17 protein-coding genes are annotated in these 17849 nt (G+C 34.6%); 15 read left to right on the top strand and 2 right to left on the bottom strand.

Annotated features, from left to right (window positions below):
• The first annotated feature begins 18 nt into the window (after window positions 1-18).
• From PGH12_RS04020 to PGH12_RS03960, 13 genes are all read left to right on the top strand, one after another.
• A complete protein-coding gene (locus PGH12_RS04020) occupies window positions 19-618 on the top strand; it encodes a bifunctional nuclease family protein (RefSeq protein ID WP_267599218.1) in 600 nt (199 codons plus the stop codon).
• A 17-nt stretch (window positions 619-635) separates the two neighbouring features.
• Complete coding sequence (locus tag PGH12_RS04015; protein WP_267599217.1) at window positions 636-1895, top strand: nucleoside permease; 1260 nt, start codon at window positions 636-638, stop codon at window positions 1893-1895.
• 194 nt (window positions 1896-2089) lie between these two features.
• The gene (locus PGH12_RS04010; protein WP_267599216.1) at window positions 2090-3064 is read left to right on the top strand and encodes a zinc metalloprotease; all 975 of its coding nucleotides are present in this window, start codon (window positions 2090-2092) and stop codon (window positions 3062-3064) included.
• A 108-nt stretch (window positions 3065-3172) separates the two neighbouring features.
• Window positions 3173-3724, top strand: a complete 552-nt coding sequence (locus tag PGH12_RS04005; protein ID WP_267599215.1) for an RNA polymerase sigma factor — start codon at window positions 3173-3175, stop codon at window positions 3722-3724.
• Complete coding sequence (locus PGH12_RS04000; RefSeq protein ID WP_267599214.1) at window positions 3693-4382, top strand: hypothetical protein; 690 nt, start codon at window positions 3693-3695, stop codon at window positions 4380-4382. The genes PGH12_RS04005 and PGH12_RS04000 overlap by 32 nt, the downstream gene beginning before the upstream one ends.
• Before the next feature lie 78 nt (window positions 4383-4460).
• Window positions 4461-5543 carry a hypothetical protein gene (locus PGH12_RS03995; protein WP_267599213.1) on the top strand — a complete coding sequence of 361 codons (1083 nt, stop codon included), beginning with the start codon at window positions 4461-4463 and terminating at the stop codon, window positions 5541-5543.
• Window positions 5544-5701: 158 nt separating this feature from the next.
• The gene (locus tag PGH12_RS03990; protein ID WP_267599212.1) at window positions 5702-6085 is read left to right on the top strand and encodes a hypothetical protein; all 384 of its coding nucleotides are present in this window, start codon (window positions 5702-5704) and stop codon (window positions 6083-6085) included.
• A 44-nt stretch (window positions 6086-6129) separates the two neighbouring features.
• The gene (locus PGH12_RS03985; protein WP_267599211.1) at window positions 6130-6483 is read left to right on the top strand and encodes a hypothetical protein; all 354 of its coding nucleotides are present in this window, start codon (window positions 6130-6132) and stop codon (window positions 6481-6483) included.
• A 24-nt stretch (window positions 6484-6507) separates the two neighbouring features.
• Window positions 6508-7686 carry an acetyl-CoA C-acyltransferase gene (locus PGH12_RS03980; protein ID WP_267599210.1) on the top strand — a complete coding sequence of 393 codons (1179 nt, stop codon included), beginning with the start codon at window positions 6508-6510 and terminating at the stop codon, window positions 7684-7686.
• A 797-nt stretch (window positions 7687-8483) separates the two neighbouring features.
• Window positions 8484-9974, top strand: coding sequence for an MFS transporter (locus PGH12_RS03975; RefSeq protein ID WP_267599209.1), 1491 nt, complete (start codon window positions 8484-8486; stop codon window positions 9972-9974).
• A gap of 62 nt (window positions 9975-10036) precedes the next feature.
• Window positions 10037-10963 carry a mevalonate kinase family protein gene (locus PGH12_RS03970; protein WP_267599208.1) on the top strand — a complete coding sequence of 309 codons (927 nt, stop codon included), beginning with the start codon at window positions 10037-10039 and terminating at the stop codon, window positions 10961-10963.
• A 10-nt stretch (window positions 10964-10973) separates the two neighbouring features.
• Window positions 10974-11903, top strand: coding sequence for a UbiA family prenyltransferase (locus PGH12_RS03965; RefSeq protein ID WP_267599207.1), 930 nt, complete (start codon window positions 10974-10976; stop codon window positions 11901-11903).
• Between the two features lie 63 nt (window positions 11904-11966).
• Complete coding sequence (locus PGH12_RS03960) at window positions 11967-13133, top strand: proline dehydrogenase family protein (RefSeq protein WP_267599206.1); 1167 nt, start codon at window positions 11967-11969, stop codon at window positions 13131-13133.
• A 50-nt stretch (window positions 13134-13183) separates the two neighbouring features.
• On the opposite strand, the gene PGH12_RS03955 is transcribed toward PGH12_RS03960, so the two are convergent.
• The gene (locus PGH12_RS03955) at window positions 13184-13720 is read right to left on the bottom strand and encodes a helix-turn-helix transcriptional regulator (RefSeq protein ID WP_267599205.1); all 537 of its coding nucleotides are present in this window, start codon (window positions 13718-13720) and stop codon (window positions 13184-13186) included.
• Between the two features lie 846 nt (window positions 13721-14566).
• On the opposite strand from PGH12_RS03955, the gene PGH12_RS03950 reads away from it, so the two are divergent.
• Complete coding sequence (locus tag PGH12_RS03950) at window positions 14567-15676, top strand: M14 family zinc carboxypeptidase (RefSeq protein ID WP_267599204.1); 1110 nt, start codon at window positions 14567-14569, stop codon at window positions 15674-15676.
• Window positions 15677-15728: 52 nt separating this feature from the next.
• Here the strand turns inward: PGH12_RS03950 and PGH12_RS03945 are convergent, their stop codons facing one another.
• Window positions 15729-16235, bottom strand: a complete 507-nt coding sequence (locus PGH12_RS03945; protein WP_267599203.1) for a DUF4920 domain-containing protein — start codon at window positions 16233-16235, stop codon at window positions 15729-15731.
• A gap of 141 nt (window positions 16236-16376) precedes the next feature.
• Here PGH12_RS03945 and PGH12_RS03940 point away from each other — a divergent pair, with 141 nt between their 5' ends.
• On the top strand, window positions 16377-17792 hold the full coding sequence (locus PGH12_RS03940) for an APC family permease (protein ID WP_267599202.1): 1416 nt from the start codon (window positions 16377-16379) through the stop codon (window positions 17790-17792).
• Window positions 17793-17849: the final 57 nt, after the last annotated feature.

Genomic DNA, 17849 nt, shown 5'->3' with positions numbered 1-17849 from the left:
TAATTTATATTTGTAGTCATGGATTATAAACAGCTAATCATTCGCGGAATATCGTACAGCCAGACTCAATCGGGAGCGTACGCTTTGTTATTGGAACATGAAGAAACACACATTAAATTACCTGTTGTTATAGGAAATTTCGAGGCACAATCCATCTCATTAGGCCTTGAAAAAGACATTCATCCGCCGCGACCGCTTACTCACGATTTATTTACAAAATTTATAGTTTCTGCACAGTTTGAATTGGTTTCTGTGATCATTTATCAGATCGTTGACGGAGTTTTCTTTTCAAATATCAATTTTAAAAATAAACTTAACGAAGAAGAGCTGATTTTAGATGCGCGTACTTCTGATGCCGTTGCAATGGCGGTAAGATTCGATGCTCCTATTTTCACAACTCAGCAAGTATTGAACGAAGCAGGAATTCTTCTTGAATTAGAAGAAACAGCCAAAGAGGATGATGTTTTTTCTGAAACTATTCAGGATGAAGATAGCCTGAAAAATATTTCTATGGAAGAACTTCAAAAGTTGCTGGATGACGCAGTAAAAGAAGAAGATTTTGATACCGCTCTTGAGATTCAGGAAGAGATCAAAAGAAGAAAAAAGAAAATTGATTAAGATTTTATAAATACATAATGAATTTAAAATTACGATTGACCATACTAAGCTTTCTGCAGTTTTTTGTCTGGGGAGCCTGGCTTATCACCTTTGCCAATTATTGGTTTGGTACCATGCAGTGGGGCGGAGAACAATTTGGGATTGTTTTCATGACATTAGGAATCGCTTCCATCATCATGCCGGCCGTTACAGGAATCATTGCCGACCGATGGATGAACGCCGAAAAGCTGTACGGAATTCTACATTTGGGATACGCTATTACATTGCTTTATTTGCCCCAGGTGGATAATCCAACAACATTCTTTTGGGTGATGTTGGTGGCAATGCTTTTCTACATGCCTACAATTTCGCTTTCAAATTCTATCGCTTATTATGTTTTAAAGAATAATAATTTTGACGTGGTTAAGGTTTTCCCGCCAATACGTGTTTGGGGAACTCTAGGCTTTATAGCTGCCATGTGGATCACGAATTTAACGGGTAACAAAGCCTCAGCAAATCAGTTTTATATTGCAGCAGCTTTTGCCGTAATTTTGGCTATTTATTCATTCACTTTGCCGGCTTGCAAACCACAGAGTTTAATTCCCAAAGATGCATCATTATCTGAGAAATTAGGTTTAAATGCTTTTAGACTTTTTGGCAACTATAAACTAGCTTTATTTTTTATTTTCTCAATGTTTTTGGGTGCTGCATTGCAATTAACGAATATGTATGGTGATGTTTTTCTGTCAGATTTTGGTAAAAATCCCGCTTATGCAGATAGTTTTGTAGTAAAGAGATCTACTTTAATTATGTCGATCTCACAATTTTCTGAGACTGCATTTATTCTGGCAATTCCTTTCTTCTTAAAAAGATTCGGAATCAAAAATGTGATGCTTATTTCGATGTTTGCCTGGGTTTTACGTTTTGCATTCTTTGCTTATGGCGATCCTTACGGGTTTGGACTTGGTTTAATCATACTTTCCTGTATCGTTTACGGTATGGCATTCGATTTCTTCAATGTTTCAGGTTCGCTATTTGTTGAAACGACTACAGATTATAAAATACGTTCTTCAGCACAAGGTCTCTTCATGATGATGACCAACGGTTTTGGAGCAATTGCGGGAAGCTTCGGCAGCGGATGGATTATCTCAAATTTCTTTACCCTCGAAAATGGCGATAAAATGTGGCATGAGATCTGGCTGATCTTTGCAGGTTATGCCTTGATCATAACCATTCTATTTGCTATCTTTTTTAAACATAAACACGATCCTAATGAACTTTCAAGCATCAATCATTGATCTCTAAGTTCCATAAATAAGTTAAAATCTTATTTTAATGAAGAATTTTCCTTGATTTAATAGGAATTGTAATAAAATATTTATTTTTAACACATAAAAAGTTTTTTTTGTGTGTTTTATTTTTATATTTGTTAAAGAAATGTGATTTTATTAAGAATTACATAGCTTTTTAAACATTTAAATAAAAATATAATATGAGAAAAACAATTTTTATGCTAGGAATAGCAAGTGCATTTTTGATCAGCTGCGAGTCGGATGAGAAAAGAGAAAACTTATCAGAAGAAAATCAAATTTCCAATTCTGTTGCACATCGTGGCTGCGCTTCTGATGAAGTTTTAAAGGAACAGATGGCAAATGATCCTCAGCTAAAGGCGAGAATGATGCAAATAGAAAATTTCACCCAATCAAAAATAAGCGAAAACTTTCAGTCAAGGCTTGTGAATGGTGTCATTGAGATCCCAGTTGTTGTAAATGTACTTTATAAAACGACTGCAGAAAATATTTCTCAAACTCAGATACAATCGCAAATTGATATTTTAAATAAAGATTTTAATGCTACAAATAGCGATTTCAATAATGTTCCAGCAGCATTTTCTACTGTTAAAGCAAATGTTGGTATTCGCTTCGTATTAGATCAGGTCGTAAGAAAATCAACAAATAAGACGTCTTGGGGAACAAGAGACGCAATGAAAAAAAGTAATCAAGGAGGTTTAAATCCTATATCGGCAACCACAAAACTTAATCTTTGGGTTTGTACAATCGGTAATGGTACTTTAGGATATGCACAGTTTCCCGGAGGATCTAGCGCAACCGACGGTGTTGTTATCGATTCTAAATATTTTGGAAGTACAGGAACTGCTGTTTATCCGTTTAACTTAGGGCGAACTGCCACACACGAAATTGGTCACTGGATGAATCTACGTCATATTTGGGGAGATACCACATGCGGAAACGATCTTGTTGCTGATACACCTTCACACAATACTGCAAATTATGGTGCGCCTGCGTATCCGCATTACAGCACTTGCGCCGGAAATCCTGTAGAAATGACTATGAACTATATGGATTATGTAGATGACAGAGCAATGTATATGTTTTCAAATGATCAGAAAAGCAGGATGTTAGCTGTTTTCCAGTCTGGCGGACCAAGGTATTCTTTCGCACAATAATTTTCTTTCTTCAACTATATTATTGCACTTTTGAAAAAAAGTGCAATTTTTTTTTATTTTAGGGCAACCATTTCAAATTTTTACCGTCTTATAGATAGAAACTGATACATGAAGAATTTAGAAGAGAATTTTAAACTTGCCAAAAAACAGGATCGGAGAGCCCAGAAAGCTCTTTACGATTTGTTTTCAGCTAAAATGCTGGCGATTGCAAATTCTTATACCAATAACATTCATGATGCTGAAGATATCATATTAAACTCTTTTCTAAAGTGTTTTAATAAAATCGCAGATTGCAAGGAGTGGAAGAGTTTTCCCTTTTGGCTGAGGAAAATTGTGGTGAACGATTCCATTACTTTTTTCAGGAAAAATAGAAATATTCTTTATGCAGACATAGAAATCGTAGATCATATTTCTGATGAAGACTTCGATGAAGAGCTGATTGACATTAATATTGAAGAAATATTTTCTAAAATGCCTGAAGGCTACAGACTGATCTTTAATCTCTACATTTTCGAAGAAAAAAAACATCAGGAAATTGCCGAAATTCTTACGATTTCGGAAGGCACAAGCAAAAGTCAACTGAATAAAGCTAAAAAATGGATCGCTGATTATTTAAAATCTAAGGAAAATGAAAAAAAACATAAAACAATTAAAATCTGATTACGAGGAGCTTCAAATAAAGCCTTCTGCGGATCTTTGGGATCAATTAGATTCGGCTTTGGAGAAAGGATCTGAACTTTCAGTTAAATCCTCTTCATCTTTTGGCTGGTTGAAATATGCGGCGATTGTCTTACTGCTAATTTCTTTCGGCACAGTGATCTACTTTACAGGAGATTCTAACACAGAGAAAACAGATCATCTTGTAAAAAAGAATTTAGAGAAAGAATTGATTAAAATTGAAAATCCTGCTCAAATAATGGTTCACGAGGAGAATTTAATCGAAAAAACAGCTCCGAAAATGATCACTGAAACTGCAACAAAAAATAAACCGATTATTAAAAAAGATTTTAAACCTCAAAAAGAACTTATTAAATCCCAAATTTCAGAACAAACACAACCGATAATTGTTATTAATCAACCTGAAAATCAAAGTGAACATCCTGAAATTATTGAAAAGAGCAATCCTGTAATTTCCGAAACAAAAAAGATCAGTTATGTGAGTGCAAACGATTTACTACTTGGGAGAGAGCTGGATAGATCCCGTGAAAATGCCAATGTGGAGAAGAAAAAATTTGGCGTTATACATCTTGACAAAGTTCTTCCTAATTTTCACAATGTTACTGTTTTGGGAGTGAGTGTGTACGTAGATCCCAGATAACAAATAAAGTTTTTGAAGTGAAAAAACTGCAACAATTGTATGCAGAAGTAAAATAATGTCTAAAAATAATTACTGAATATGAAAACAAAAATTGCCTTATTCGCTGCCATTACAGCAATGTCTTATGCAAATGCTCAGGAAAATTCTTACACTGACGCCAGAATGAGAAACTATTCAAAAAAAATTGACAGCATCATCGTTTCCGAAAAATCTAAAATGAATGTTGAGCTTGATGCTTTAGAAGAAAGTTTTAAAAACAACAAAATATCTTCTGACGAAAAGCAAAAACAAAAAAAAGAAGTGGCTTTGAAATATGAAGAAATTATCAATGAAAAAGTGGATAATGAGAAATCTGATCTTGAAGACGCAACGAAAGAAATTGTGAAAAATTCGGTTCTTGGCAAAGACAAATCTACTGACCAAATAGGATTTGCACAGAATAATGCATTGATAAGTTTTAAAGATTCTAAACGTACAAAAAAAGAAATATTAAAAACATTTGACGTAAATATTGCTTTTGGTTACATCGATCTTACAAAATCGGCGTCGTCATTCGCTTTGGGAGGTGAGTCTTCTCAAATGAGATTTGGCAAATCAGTATCCGCTGTTACAGAGTTCAGATTTACAAGACAGTTGGGATCGTTAACTTCACCCGTATTTTATCGATTCGGTTTTGGATACAGAGGCGACACATTTGTCCCAAAAAATTCTCAGATAGCTGATTTTAATAATAATGAAATTTCTCTTACGGATTTTACTCTGGGTCATTTGAAAAAATCGCGATTTACAAATCATTACATTGTAGCGCCGTTAGACTTTGTATTTGTTCTGAATCCTAAATATACGGTAGAAAACGGTGAAAAAATGCTGGATAATACCAAAGGTAACTTCAGGGTAACAGCAGGCGTGTATGGCGGTTTGCGAGTTTTAACCCAAAATCAGATTATTTATAAAAATGCTGACAATCATAGGGTTGTAGACCGCGAAAACATTCCGGATATGGTAAATGACTTTTTATTTGGAGGAAAAATATCGGTAGGTTTTGGCGCGCTTAATGTTTTTGTTAAAAAAGATTTCACACCATTTTTTGGTGATAATGTGAAAATAAACAACAAATATGGTTTTCAAATTGGTTTAGAATTATTATATCTAAATTTTTAATTGTTTATAAAAAATTAATTTTCATTAAATTATAATTAATTCTTCATTAAATAATTTATTAATAGTATTTGCTAATCTTCAATTATTTAATTTTAAAACACACCTTGAATAAGTGTGTTTTTTTTTGTATTTTGGCATTCTAAGAACGAGATAAAAACATGAAAAATATACAGTTAGTCGGATTGATTTTGGTGGTTGTAGGAAGTTTCCTGCCACTTGTTCATGTTCCTATCATCGGTAACTGGAATTACTGGCAAGTAGATCATTATTTAGCAGTCGCGTGCTGGCTTTTCTCGGGGATCGCCTTATTCGGAATTTTGAACAACAGTCCGAAAATCGTTAAAACATTTGCTGTATTATTGATTCTATTATTTCTGTTCACCATTTTCGCTACAAAATATCAGGCTTTCAGTTATTTCAGTTTTCTGCCATTCAAATCATGGACAGAAACTTTAGCCGCAACGGTGAAGCTAAAATGGGGTTGGGCAATTGAATTTTTGGGAGCAGCAATTATGTTATTTGCAACGAAGAAAAAAATATGAAAGCGGCATTTCTAATACTAATCTTTATTTTTTGTTCTTCTAAAATGAAAGCTCAGGAACATTTTTTGTTACCCGATTCGCCCACAAAATGTAATCTTATAAAAGAAGGAAAATTCATAAAAGAAGGTGAATCTGCCAAAAAGTGGAACATTGTGATTAAAAAAGATTCGCAGAGAGAATATTTTAACAACAATAAAGATTATATCAAATATAAAATTGACTTTCTTGATAATTGCATGTACAAAGCAACAGTCACTGCAAAAACAGACGGGAAATATCCTATGAGAATTGGTGACGTCGTTACCTATAAAGTTCTGGAAACAGATCATCAGTTTATCAAAATAGAAACTATAAACTATAATAAAAAGGAGGAAATTGTCCTCGAAAAAATAGAGTAATTAAAAATTAAATAAATATATAAAATGAAAGAAGTATTCATTGTTTCCGCAGTAAGAACACCGATCGGGAGTTTTATGGGAAGCTTATCTACAGTTCCTGCTACAAAATTGGGAGCAACGGCAGTAAAAGGAGCCTTAGACAAAATTAATCTTGATCCTAAAAACGTTCAGGAAATTTATATGGGTAACGTTTTACAGGCTGGTGAAGGGCAGGCTCCGGCACGTCAGGTGGCATTAGGCGCGGGACTTTCAAATGAAACTCCGTCTACTACAATCAATAAAGTTTGCGCTTCAGGAATGAAAGCGGTGACAATGGCTGCACAGGCGATCAAAGCGGGTGATGCAGACGTTATCGTTGCAGGAGGTATGGAAAATATGTCTGCAGTTCCTCATTATTATAATGCAAGAAACGCTACCAAATTAGGTGATGTAAAAATGCAGGACGGAATGGTTTTAGACGGTCTTACAGACGTTTACAATAAAGTTCACATGGGAGTTTGCGCAGAAAAGTGTGCGGCAGACTATGGTTTTTCAAGAGAAGATCAGGATAATTTTGCAACACAATCTTACAAAAGATCTGCAAATGCATGGAGCGAAGGGAAATTCGCTGAAGAAGTAGTTCCTGTATCAATTCCTCAGAGAAAAGGAGACCCAATTATATTTGCTGAAGACGAAGAGTACAAAGCTGTTAATTTTGACAGACTTCCTACACTTCCTACAGTTTTCAAAAAAGAAGACGGAACCGTTACTGCAGCCAATGCATCAACTTTAAATGACGGTGCTTCTGCTTTAATTCTGGTTTCTAAAGAGAAAATGGAAGAATTAGGGTTGAAACCTTTAGCAAAGATAATATCTTATGCTGATGCTGCTCAGGAGCCGGAAAACTTTACAACGGCACCTTCAAAAGCTCTACCGATTGCTCTTAAAAAGGCGGGATTAGAACTTACTGATATTGATTTCTTCGAGTTTAATGAAGCGTTTTCTGTCGTTGGTTTGGCAAACAATAAAATCTTAGGATTGGATGCTGCTAAAGTAAACGTAAATGGTGGAGCGGTAGCTTTGGGACATCCGCTGGGAAGTTCAGGTTCTAGAATTATTGTTACTTTGATTAACGTTTTGAAGCAAAATAACGGTAAATACGGTGCTGCAGCTATCTGTAACGGTGGTGGTGGAGCTTCGGCTATTGTTATCGAAAATATGTAAGATCGTATGAAAGCAAAATATGCCATCATGATTTTTTTAGCAGGTTTCTTAATCAATTTATTCGGAGCCTGGCTGAAAATTACCCATATTTCACTTAGGGCCATTAATGGTAATATTTGCTTGACGATAGGTACTGTTATCCAATGTTTAGGAATTCTGTTAATTATTTTTAAACTTGTGACGAATCGTAGATTTAAAGATTTTTTAAATAAATAGAACCACTTACAATAAATTTAAAAGCCAAAAGCATCCGTGTTTTTGGCTTTTTTTTGTTTAAATCAAATCTAAAAAAATGATGCTATCTCTATAAAGAAGGTTTTAATCAATTTATCACGTACTAATCTCTCAATAAACTTTATAATATTAAATAAAAATTTGGAGGTCGATAAAAATACCCTCCAGCGGAAGTCCCGACAATCGAAACCCAAAAAGGATAAGACCGTCGGAAGTTCCGACGACCCGAATCCACTTCCGGGGACGCCGTCGGAACTTCCGACGACATGAATCCACTTTAGGAAAGGCTGTCGGAAGTTCCGACGGAGAGAACCAAAACCAGGGGAAGCTTTCGGAACTTCCGACAGGGCAAACCCGAATTAGGAATGCTCGTCGGAAGTTCCGACGGAGAAAACCCGAAACTGTGGCCGATTTATCTTATAACCAGACCTGTTGTAAAATGAAAATTTGGAATGAAAAATAATTCTCATTATTAATTCTTAGCTAAATAGTAAAAATAAAAAACAAAAAACGACCGAACATTCAGCGGTTTTTCTATTTTTGTGCAACTAATTCGATTGAAAATGTCTGAAACAGAAATTCAAACCACAAATAATATCAAGAACAATCCGAAGATCATGAAAGCCTGGGCAGTGTACGACTGGGCAAACTCGGTGTATTCTCTGGTAATCACGTCTACCATATTTCCCATCTATTATTCTATCATCACTACAAAATTTGAGCAGAAAGAATATGTTGCGGCAACCGGGAAATATATTGATGTACCCGTAAGGCATCTCATCAGAATTTTCGGAAAAGAATATCAGCCGGATGCGGTCTACGGATATTCGCTCACAATATCATTTTTCATCGTCGTGTTGCTATCACCATTTTTATCGTCGTTAGCAGATACGATAGGGAATAAGAAATCTTTTTTACAGTTTTTCTGTTACCTTGGTGCTACCTCTTGTATGGGATTGGCAATGTTTACCGGTATGCACAATGTTTTTCTGGGACTGCTTTTCAGCATTACCGCCAGTGTCGGTTTCTGGGGAAGTCTCGTATTTTATAATTCATTTCTTCCGGATATTGCGACGAGAGACAAACAGGATGCGCTTTCTGCAAAAGGATATGTTTATGGATATATAGGTTCTGTAGTTTTGGTGGTTCTTTGTCTGGTTTTAATTATGTTTTTAGCAAAAGGAGAAGAGCAGAAACTGATTTTTACAAGAATTACTTTTCTCTTAACCGGAGCTTGGTGGTTCGGTTTCTCACAATATACTTTCAAACATTTGCCTCAGTTTGGGGACGTTAAAGAAAAGCTTCCGAAAGATCTTGTTTTATTAAATTATAAAAATATCTTTAAAAGACACGAAGAGCAAGGTGGTTTCTTTGGAGTTCTGAAAGACAATATAAGCTTCTATAAAGACGTTGCCAAGGAAAGCTTCAACGAACTTTTCAAAGTGGGGAATGAATTGTTTAAAGATAAAAATCTAAAATATTTCTTGTCAAGTTTTTTCTTTTACAGTGTAGGCATGCAGACTATATTCCTGATGGCAACATTATTTGGAAAAAGCGAAATCAACCTTGCACAGGATAAGCTGATCGGCACACTATTAATCATCCAGATAGAAGCGATTATCGGAGCTATTTTATTCTCAAGACTTTCAAGAAAAATAGGGAATAAAAACGTTATTTCAATTGCAATCGTATTATGGATCGTTGCCTGTATCTGGGCTTATTTTCTGAATAAAGAAAATCCTAATGTAGAGTATCAGTTTTATGGTGTAGCTGCAGTTGTAGGTTTGGTAATGGGCGGTCTTCAGGCGATGTCGAGATCTACATACTCAAAACTTCTTCCGGAAAATTCTATGGAGAACACAACCTACTTCAGTTTCTATGATGTACTGGAAAAATTGGCGATCATTGTAGGTACATTCATCTTCGCAACACTTATTGATCAGTTTAATAATATGCGTTATGCTGCTCTTTCTATGACTGTTTTCTTCGCTGCAGGATTGGTATTGATACGTTTTCTGAAAGTAAACATGATTAAAAACAGAGACACCTTGTAAATGGCTTAAAATTTGTTAATATTGAGCAGAATGCATTAACTTTGCAAAAAGATTTATTATCAATGACAAACCCTTTATTTTACGCTAAAATTATTCTTTTCGGAGAATATGGAATGATAGAAGATTCTCAGGGTCTTGTAGTTCCTTACAGTTTCTATAAAGGCACATTGAAATTCTCTGATTCTGAATCTGAATTTGAGAAAAAATCTAATCAACATTTGCAGAAATATTCAGATTTCCTAGTTAATTTAAATTTACCGGAAAACTTTTCTTTAGACGTTTCAAGATTTAAAGAAGATATTTCTAAAGGACTTTTCTTTGATTCAAACATTCCACAAGGATATGGAGTGGGAAGTTCCGGAGCATTGGTAGCAGCTATTTTCGAAAAATACTGTTTCACAAAACATGATCCTGAAAATATTTCCAGAAACGATCTGAAAAATATCAAAGCTATTTTTGGTGAAATGGAAAGCTATTTTCATGGTAAAAGTTCAGGAATGGATCCTTTAATTTGCTACATGAATCTTCCTATTCTTATCGAAAACAAAGAAAATCTAGGTAAAGTTGCCATGCCAAAAGGTGAAGAAGGAAAAGGAGCAATTTTCCTTATCGATTCTGGAATTACAGGAGAAACCGGACCGATGATTCAGATTTTCTTTGAAAAAATGAAGACCGAAGGTTTCCGTAAGACTTTGAAAGAAGAATTTATTCGATACAACAATGCCTGCATTGATTCTTTCCTGAAAAAAGATATGAATCCTTTCTTTAGAAATCTGAAAAAGCTTTCCCATTGGGCATACGAACATTTCCGTCCTATGATTCCTGAAAGTATTTTTAACATTTGGAAAAAAGGTCTTGATTCTAATGCTTATTATCTTAAACTCTGCGGAAGCGGCGGTGGCGGATATATCTTAGGTTTTACTAAAGATTACGAAAAAGCCGAAAAAATGCTCGATGGTTTTCATAAAGAAGTGATCTATAGGTTTTAATATTTCAGAAATGAATTCTGAAAAAGAAAGTTTCCAGGAAAAGAATTTTGTTTCCAAATCTTTATATTACAGACTCTCACAATTTGTCGGTTTTTTGATAGGCGCAAGATTTTTTGTGGCACTTTTGCTCACTTTTGCCTTATATGTTTCTACATTTTTCCTCTTTAATCAGGACGAAACTTTCCGAAAATTTGTTTTCGATTTTAAAGTTCATGGTATAATTTTCTGTACAGTTCTCTCAATACTTGCCGGAGGAATTATCAACCAGTTTTATGATTTTGAAAAAGACTTTGTTGTTAAACCTTTCAGAACACGGATCCAGAGCTTTTTGAAACAGAAATATTTCCTTTATGCTTATCTTGCTCTTACGGTAATTTCTTTGGGTGTTGCGAGTTTTATTTCTTACAGAGTTTTAATCTTTTTCATTGTTTACCAGTTCTTTATGTGGTTTTACAGTCATAAATTGAGTCGGGTTTTAATTTTAAATAATCTTACGTTTGTAAGTCTTACATTATATCCTTTCTTCGGAATGATGGTTTATTATGAAACTTTCTCTAAAAAAGTTCTCTTGATGGCCATTTTTTTATTTCTCATGCTCCTATGTATAGATATTGTAAAAGATACACTTACGAAAAGCGCAGATAAAATTTTTGGATACAAAACAATTCCAAATTCCTTCAAAGATAAAACGGCAAAATTAGTCATTATTTTTCTGATTATTCTTACAATGGCAGTTTCCATGAAGCTGATTGCAAAAACGGGGATTTCAGGATTCATGTCTTACTACTTTTCTGCAGGATTGTTTGTGATGATTTTATGTATTTATTTTATTTTAAATTATTCTAAAAAGAGTAAGTTTTTCACAATCAACACATTACGGTTTTGGGTTTTTGTCGGCATTATTGCAATGTTGCTCAACGGAATCGAAGGTAAATTGTAGAAAATATATTTTAATAACGCGACGGTTATTCTTACATTTGCCAAAATCTAAATCTAATAAAGAATGCCCATTTTTAACGATACCAAAGTTGCGTTTGCTGATAAAACAGATGCACAGTTAAGAAAAGCGTACTGGATGTTTAAAATGATTGAACAGCCTGCTTTGACTAATATCGGAACTTCTCTGCTTAATTTCACAGTTCACAATAACTTCCCGTTCGTCAACGGAATTGTAAAAAGCACTCTTTTTGAGCAGTTTGTTGGTGGTGAAACCCGTGAAGAAAGCATGAAAGCGGTGAAGCAGCTTTTCAAAAGAGGTGTAGGAAGTATTTTCGATTACTCGATAGAAGGAAAAGAAGATGAAGAGACTTTTGATGCTGTCTGTCAGGAAATTAAAGATATCATTAAATTTTCAGTAGGAAATCCTGCAATTCCCTTTATTGTATTTAAGCCTACCGCTTTCGGAAGAATCGATTTATACGAAGCTGTCGGGAAAAATGCAGAACTTACCTCAAGCCAACAAGAAGAATGGGCGAGAGTCGTGAAAAGATTTGATGAAGTCTGTAAACTTTGTCATGAGCATGATAAAAAAGTGATGATTGACGCCGAAGAATCCTGGATGCAGGACGCTGCAGACAGTCTTTGCGAAAAGATGATGGAAAAGTACAACCAGGAAAAACCAATAGTATGGAATACCATTCAGATGTACAGAACTCACCGTCTTGAATACATGGAAGAAAACCTTCTGAAAGCAAGAGAACGCAACTATTTTATCGGTTACAAGATCGTTCGAGGTGCTTACATGGAAAAAGAAAGAGCCAGAGCTACAGAAAAAGGCTACGCTGATCCTATTCAGCCAAATAAAGACGCTTCAGATAAAAATTATAATGCAGGAATTGATTTCGTATTGAATCATCTGGATAAAGTTTCTGCGTTCTTCGGAACCCATAATGAAGTTTCATCTGAGTTGGTCATGGACAAGATGAAAGCGAAAGGTTTGGAAAATGATAATCCTCACATCTACTTTGGACAGCTTTATGGGATGAGCGATAACATTAGTTTTTATTTGTCGGATAAAGGATATAATGTAGCTAAATATCTACCATACGGACCCGTAAAAGATGTTGTGCCGTATCTAACGAGAAGAGCAAGAGAAAATACTTCTGTGGCCGGACAAACCGGAAGAGAATTAGGTTTGATCAAAAAAGAACTTGATAGACGAAGAAAATAATTTTTTTAAAATAAATTAAAGTCTGATCAGAAATGGTCAGATTTTTTATTTTATGGTTCAAAACTTTCAAATTTTCCGTTTTCGTAGAACAATACGATTCGTTTTATTTTATTTGTTTGGTTTTCAATAACTTGACTGATAATTTCTTCATTTGATTTTGCTAATCGCTGAGAATCGGATATTTTTTCTTCAGCTTTACTCTGATTCGAAATAACAGATTCTCGCAACACCGGAATTTCTTCTATATTTTTTTCATCGCTTCCAAAATCTCCATCATCATTCATCATTGTGAATAAATCGGGAAGTGATGTTGGTTTTGTTTTCTCCTCTGAATTTTCTTCAGCATTTATAGTATCTGTTTCCGGCAAATCAGATTTTAACATTTCACCTTCGCCATTCACCAACCAATCCCACAAAATTTCAGGAAATCTTGATTTTATCTTTATAATAAATTCGAGGGAAGGTTTATTCCGTCCCGAAGTAATGTGCGAAATCGATGATCTTTGCACATCAATTTCATCTGCAAATTCTGAAGAACTTAATTGTGAATACTCGATAACCTTTGAAATTCTTTCATTTAAACTCATAAAATAAGCTTTTAAATATTGTTACAAATGTAAAAATAATGTTTACAATTGCAAAATACAAATGTAAATAAACAAAACGAAAATGAATATACAAAAGTAAACTGTAAAACTGACTGTAGATCAACTGCTTAAGTATTATTTGTTGATAACTCCAAATTACTGTCGCAAACAATTTGAACTCGTATCCTTCGTCTTTAGACTTAAAGTAAACCTCGAGATAAGATTGTTAACAAATTATTCTAAGTAAAAATTTTGGCGATTTTACAGTTTAAAAAGACTTAATATATCTTTCAGAAGTAAATCGCCACCTATATCTGTATAGAGTGGGAGAGAGTCTATCTACCTGGTTATATCAGTTAAATACGTATATTGAAAGTTCTCTTGGTTAAATATTTTCCAGGAAACCGCAATCCATAGCAATTTTAACAAAATATTTAGACTAAGATTTTATACCATTCTTTCAATACTAATCAAAACAATTACATCAGACCGGTAAAGCACATTTTAGGTGTTTAAGTAGATGAAATATTGAAAAATTACACCAATTTACATTTGTGTAATTTACCTGATTTTATGGTTAATCCACAATTAGAATGTTTAGCAAAATAACACTCATTTCCAGTTATATACGATAATCTACACTTAAAGTAATTATAAAATTTTACTTGATATAAATAATGTAAATGGTTGATTAAAAGTTTTTTAAAGTAGTATATTTAAATTTTTCGCAATCCACAATTTAACTAACAGACTTTTTGGCAATTATCATTGTTTAGCATTATTACAAATGTAAATTTTAATTTGTTGTCAAAAATCATTAATTTTGACTCTTGTAAATTGAGTTAAATGAATTTTGAACATTTGTATATCCAAAATCCCGATTTCCTAAATCGCTACATTTCTCCTGAAAAATTATATTCTTACCTACATGCCAATCTCAGCGAGTCTATTGTGGAGATAGGTAGATCTTTCTTAGGTAAGCCAATTTATAAATTGACTCTTGGAACTGGAAAAACAAAAGTTTTGGCGTGGTCTCAAATGCATGGAAACGAATCGAACGCAACTCATGCAATGCTTGATCTTTTAGTGACATTGGATAAAGCTCATGAATTGAAGGATGAACTTTTCAGTCGGATAAGTTTAGATTTTATCTTTATGCTAAATCCTGACGGTTCTGAAAGATGGACGAGACTTACTGCTGAGGAAATTGATCTGAACCGTGATTTCCATAATGAAGCAAGTACAGAAATTAAAATTCTGAAAAGTCTGGCTTTTGATAAAAAATATGATTACGCTCTTAATCTCCACGAGCAACGCACGATTTTCACAACAGACGGTGTTCATCCTGCGACACTCTCGTTTTTAGCTCCTTCAGAAAATGAAGAAAGATCGGTTACGGAAAATAGAAAGAAATGTATGGCAGTAATCGGTCAGATTTACGACCATTTAAAAGAATTGATTCCTAATCAGATCGGAAGATATACCGATGAGTTCTATCCCACTTCTACAGGTGATAATTTCATCAAGGCAGGAATGCCGACGATTCTTTTCGAAGGAGGACATTTTATAGATGACTATACACGTAAAGGAACGAGAAAATATTATACGATTGCTCTTTATTACGCATTAAAAGCCATCAGCGAATTAAAATCTGAAACTACAGGATGGGAAAAGTATCTTGAAATACCGGAAAATCTGGAAACACATTACGATATTATCTACAGAAATGTGAAATTGAATACTGAGCACGAATGCATTCTTGATATTGCCGTTCAGTTTAAAGAAATTTTGGAGGAAGGAAAAGAAGAAATTTCATTTATTCCTTTTGTGATGGAAGTTGGAGATGTCACTAAAAGAAAAGGTTGGCTGGAGATCGATTGTACAGGAAAAAGATTTGTAAGCGATACAAAATATCCCAAATTGGATGCGGAAGTCAGTTTTAAAATTGAAGAATAAAAAAAAGCGGAACAAATAAACTGTTCCGCTTTTCTTTAAAATTTATCTTAATTTAGTTAACAACTTTAATTCCGTTGGCAACAAATCTGATTTCTTCTTTTGGTTTTGTGATCGCGTCGATTTCGGCTTGAGGCTTTTTAGCATCTTCAGCATAGTGCTTTTGTTCGTCGATAGAAGTTACTTTTCTTTCTGCGTTACCTTCTAAAACTACATTTTTACCCTTCAAAGCAGTTGGTACGAAAAACCCATAATCCTTCATTTTTACGAAAAACTGTGTGTCATCTTCCGTCTGAATCGTCAGCCAACAACCTTTTTTATCACAAACGTCTACCACTTTTCCTTTGATCGCAACATTCTCAACTTTTTTGCTGTCTTTTTTTAGCTTTTTGGCCAATTTATCAACAGTCATTGCTTTCGATTCCGGTGAAGTAACTACAGATCCGTAAGTATCACCTACGATTGCATTTCCGGCAGGCGGGCCAGATTTTTTCTGTTCCTGAGAGAATGCCAAAGAAGAAGCACTGATTGCAACTAAAAATAATATGGATTTTAATTTCATTTTTAATATTTTCCCCAAAATTAATAATAAAATCTGAATTAATATTGATTATATAGCGGAATAAAATCAGTTTGTTTATGAATTTAAAACAAAATCAAAATTAATTGAAGATTTATCTATATTTGAGGGTAGTAATTAATTATGCAGAAAAAACTAAAACTCTGGGACGCAACAATGCTCGTAATGGGATCCATGATTGGCAGCGGAATCTTTATCGTAAGCGCAGATATGATGCGGAATCTCGGCTCAGGATACTGGATGATCGTTGTCTGGATAATCACAGGAATCATGACAGTTGCCGCAGCAATAAGCTATGGCGAACTTTCTGCACTGTTCCCAAAAGCAGGCGGACAATACACTTACCTTACAGAAATTTTCGGCAAAAAAATGGGTTTTCTATACGGTTGGGGATTGTTTACAGTAATTCAAACAGGAACAATTGCTGCCGTGGCGATGGCTTTCGGGAAATTTACGGCGTATCTCGTTCCTTCATTAAATGACGCGGCTCCTATTTTTCGGAGTGGTGAATTTCAAATCACGTGGATTCAGATTTTAGCAATTGCCATAATACTTTTGCTCACGTACATCAATACAAGAGGTGTAGAAAGCGGAAAAATCCTTCAGAATTTATTTACAGGTTCAAAAATAGTAGCTTTATTGGGATTGATTGCTGCAGGTTTTATATTTGTAGATTTTTCGCATTTAGCAGAAAATTTTAGCTTTGGAAATAGTGCATTCAACAACATTAATAAAGATGCTGAAGGAAATTTCTTGAAAACTGGTTGGGAATCTATTGACGGAATGACTTTAATGGGCGGAATTGCTGCTGCAATGGTAGGTTCAGTTTTCAGTTCTGTCGCATGGGAAAGTGTGACTTTCGTTTCGGGAGAAATTGAAAATCCGAAGAAAAATGTTGTAAAAGCCATGATCTTAGGAACTTCAGCGGTAATGCTTTTATACATTGCGGTTAATTTTGTTTATTTAAATGCTATTGATCGTGATTCGATTGCATTTGCAGCAAATGACAGAGTAGCGGTGGCTGCATCACAGAATATTTTCGGAAGTGCAGGAACCGTAATTATTGCGGTTTTGGTGATGGTTTCCACCTTCGGTTGCAATAACGGATTGATCTTAGCGGGAGCCAGAGTTTTCCAGACGATGGCAAAAGACGGTTTGTTTTTCAAATCAGCGATCGATAACAATAAAAATGATGTTCCGTCAAACGCTTTGTGGATGCAGGGAGTTTGGGCTTCGGTATTGTGTCTTAGCGGACAGTACGGAAATCTTTTAGACATGATTTCATTCGTCATCGTTCTTTTTTATATGATTACTGTTTTCGGGGTGATTTATTTAAGAATCAAACAGCCCAATCTTGAAAGACCTTACAAAACATGGTTGTATCCCGTAACGCCAATTATTTATCTGGTGATAGGAACGGTTTTTTGCGTTCTTCTCCTGATCTATAAGCAACAATATACTTGGCCAGGGTTTTTGATTGTTTTATTGGGACTTCCGGTTTATTATATCATTAATCGTACTAAAAATACAGACTCATAAATTTTTGCAGTTTCCTAAGCGAAGCCGAAGTGAATCTCGCCGACTTCTCGTGAAGTG

The organism is Chryseobacterium sp. CY350 (genome assembly GCF_027945075.1).
Lineage (GTDB): Bacteria > Bacteroidota > Bacteroidia > Flavobacteriales > Weeksellaceae > Chryseobacterium.
This window is presented reverse-complemented; position numbering and strand designations above follow the sequence as displayed.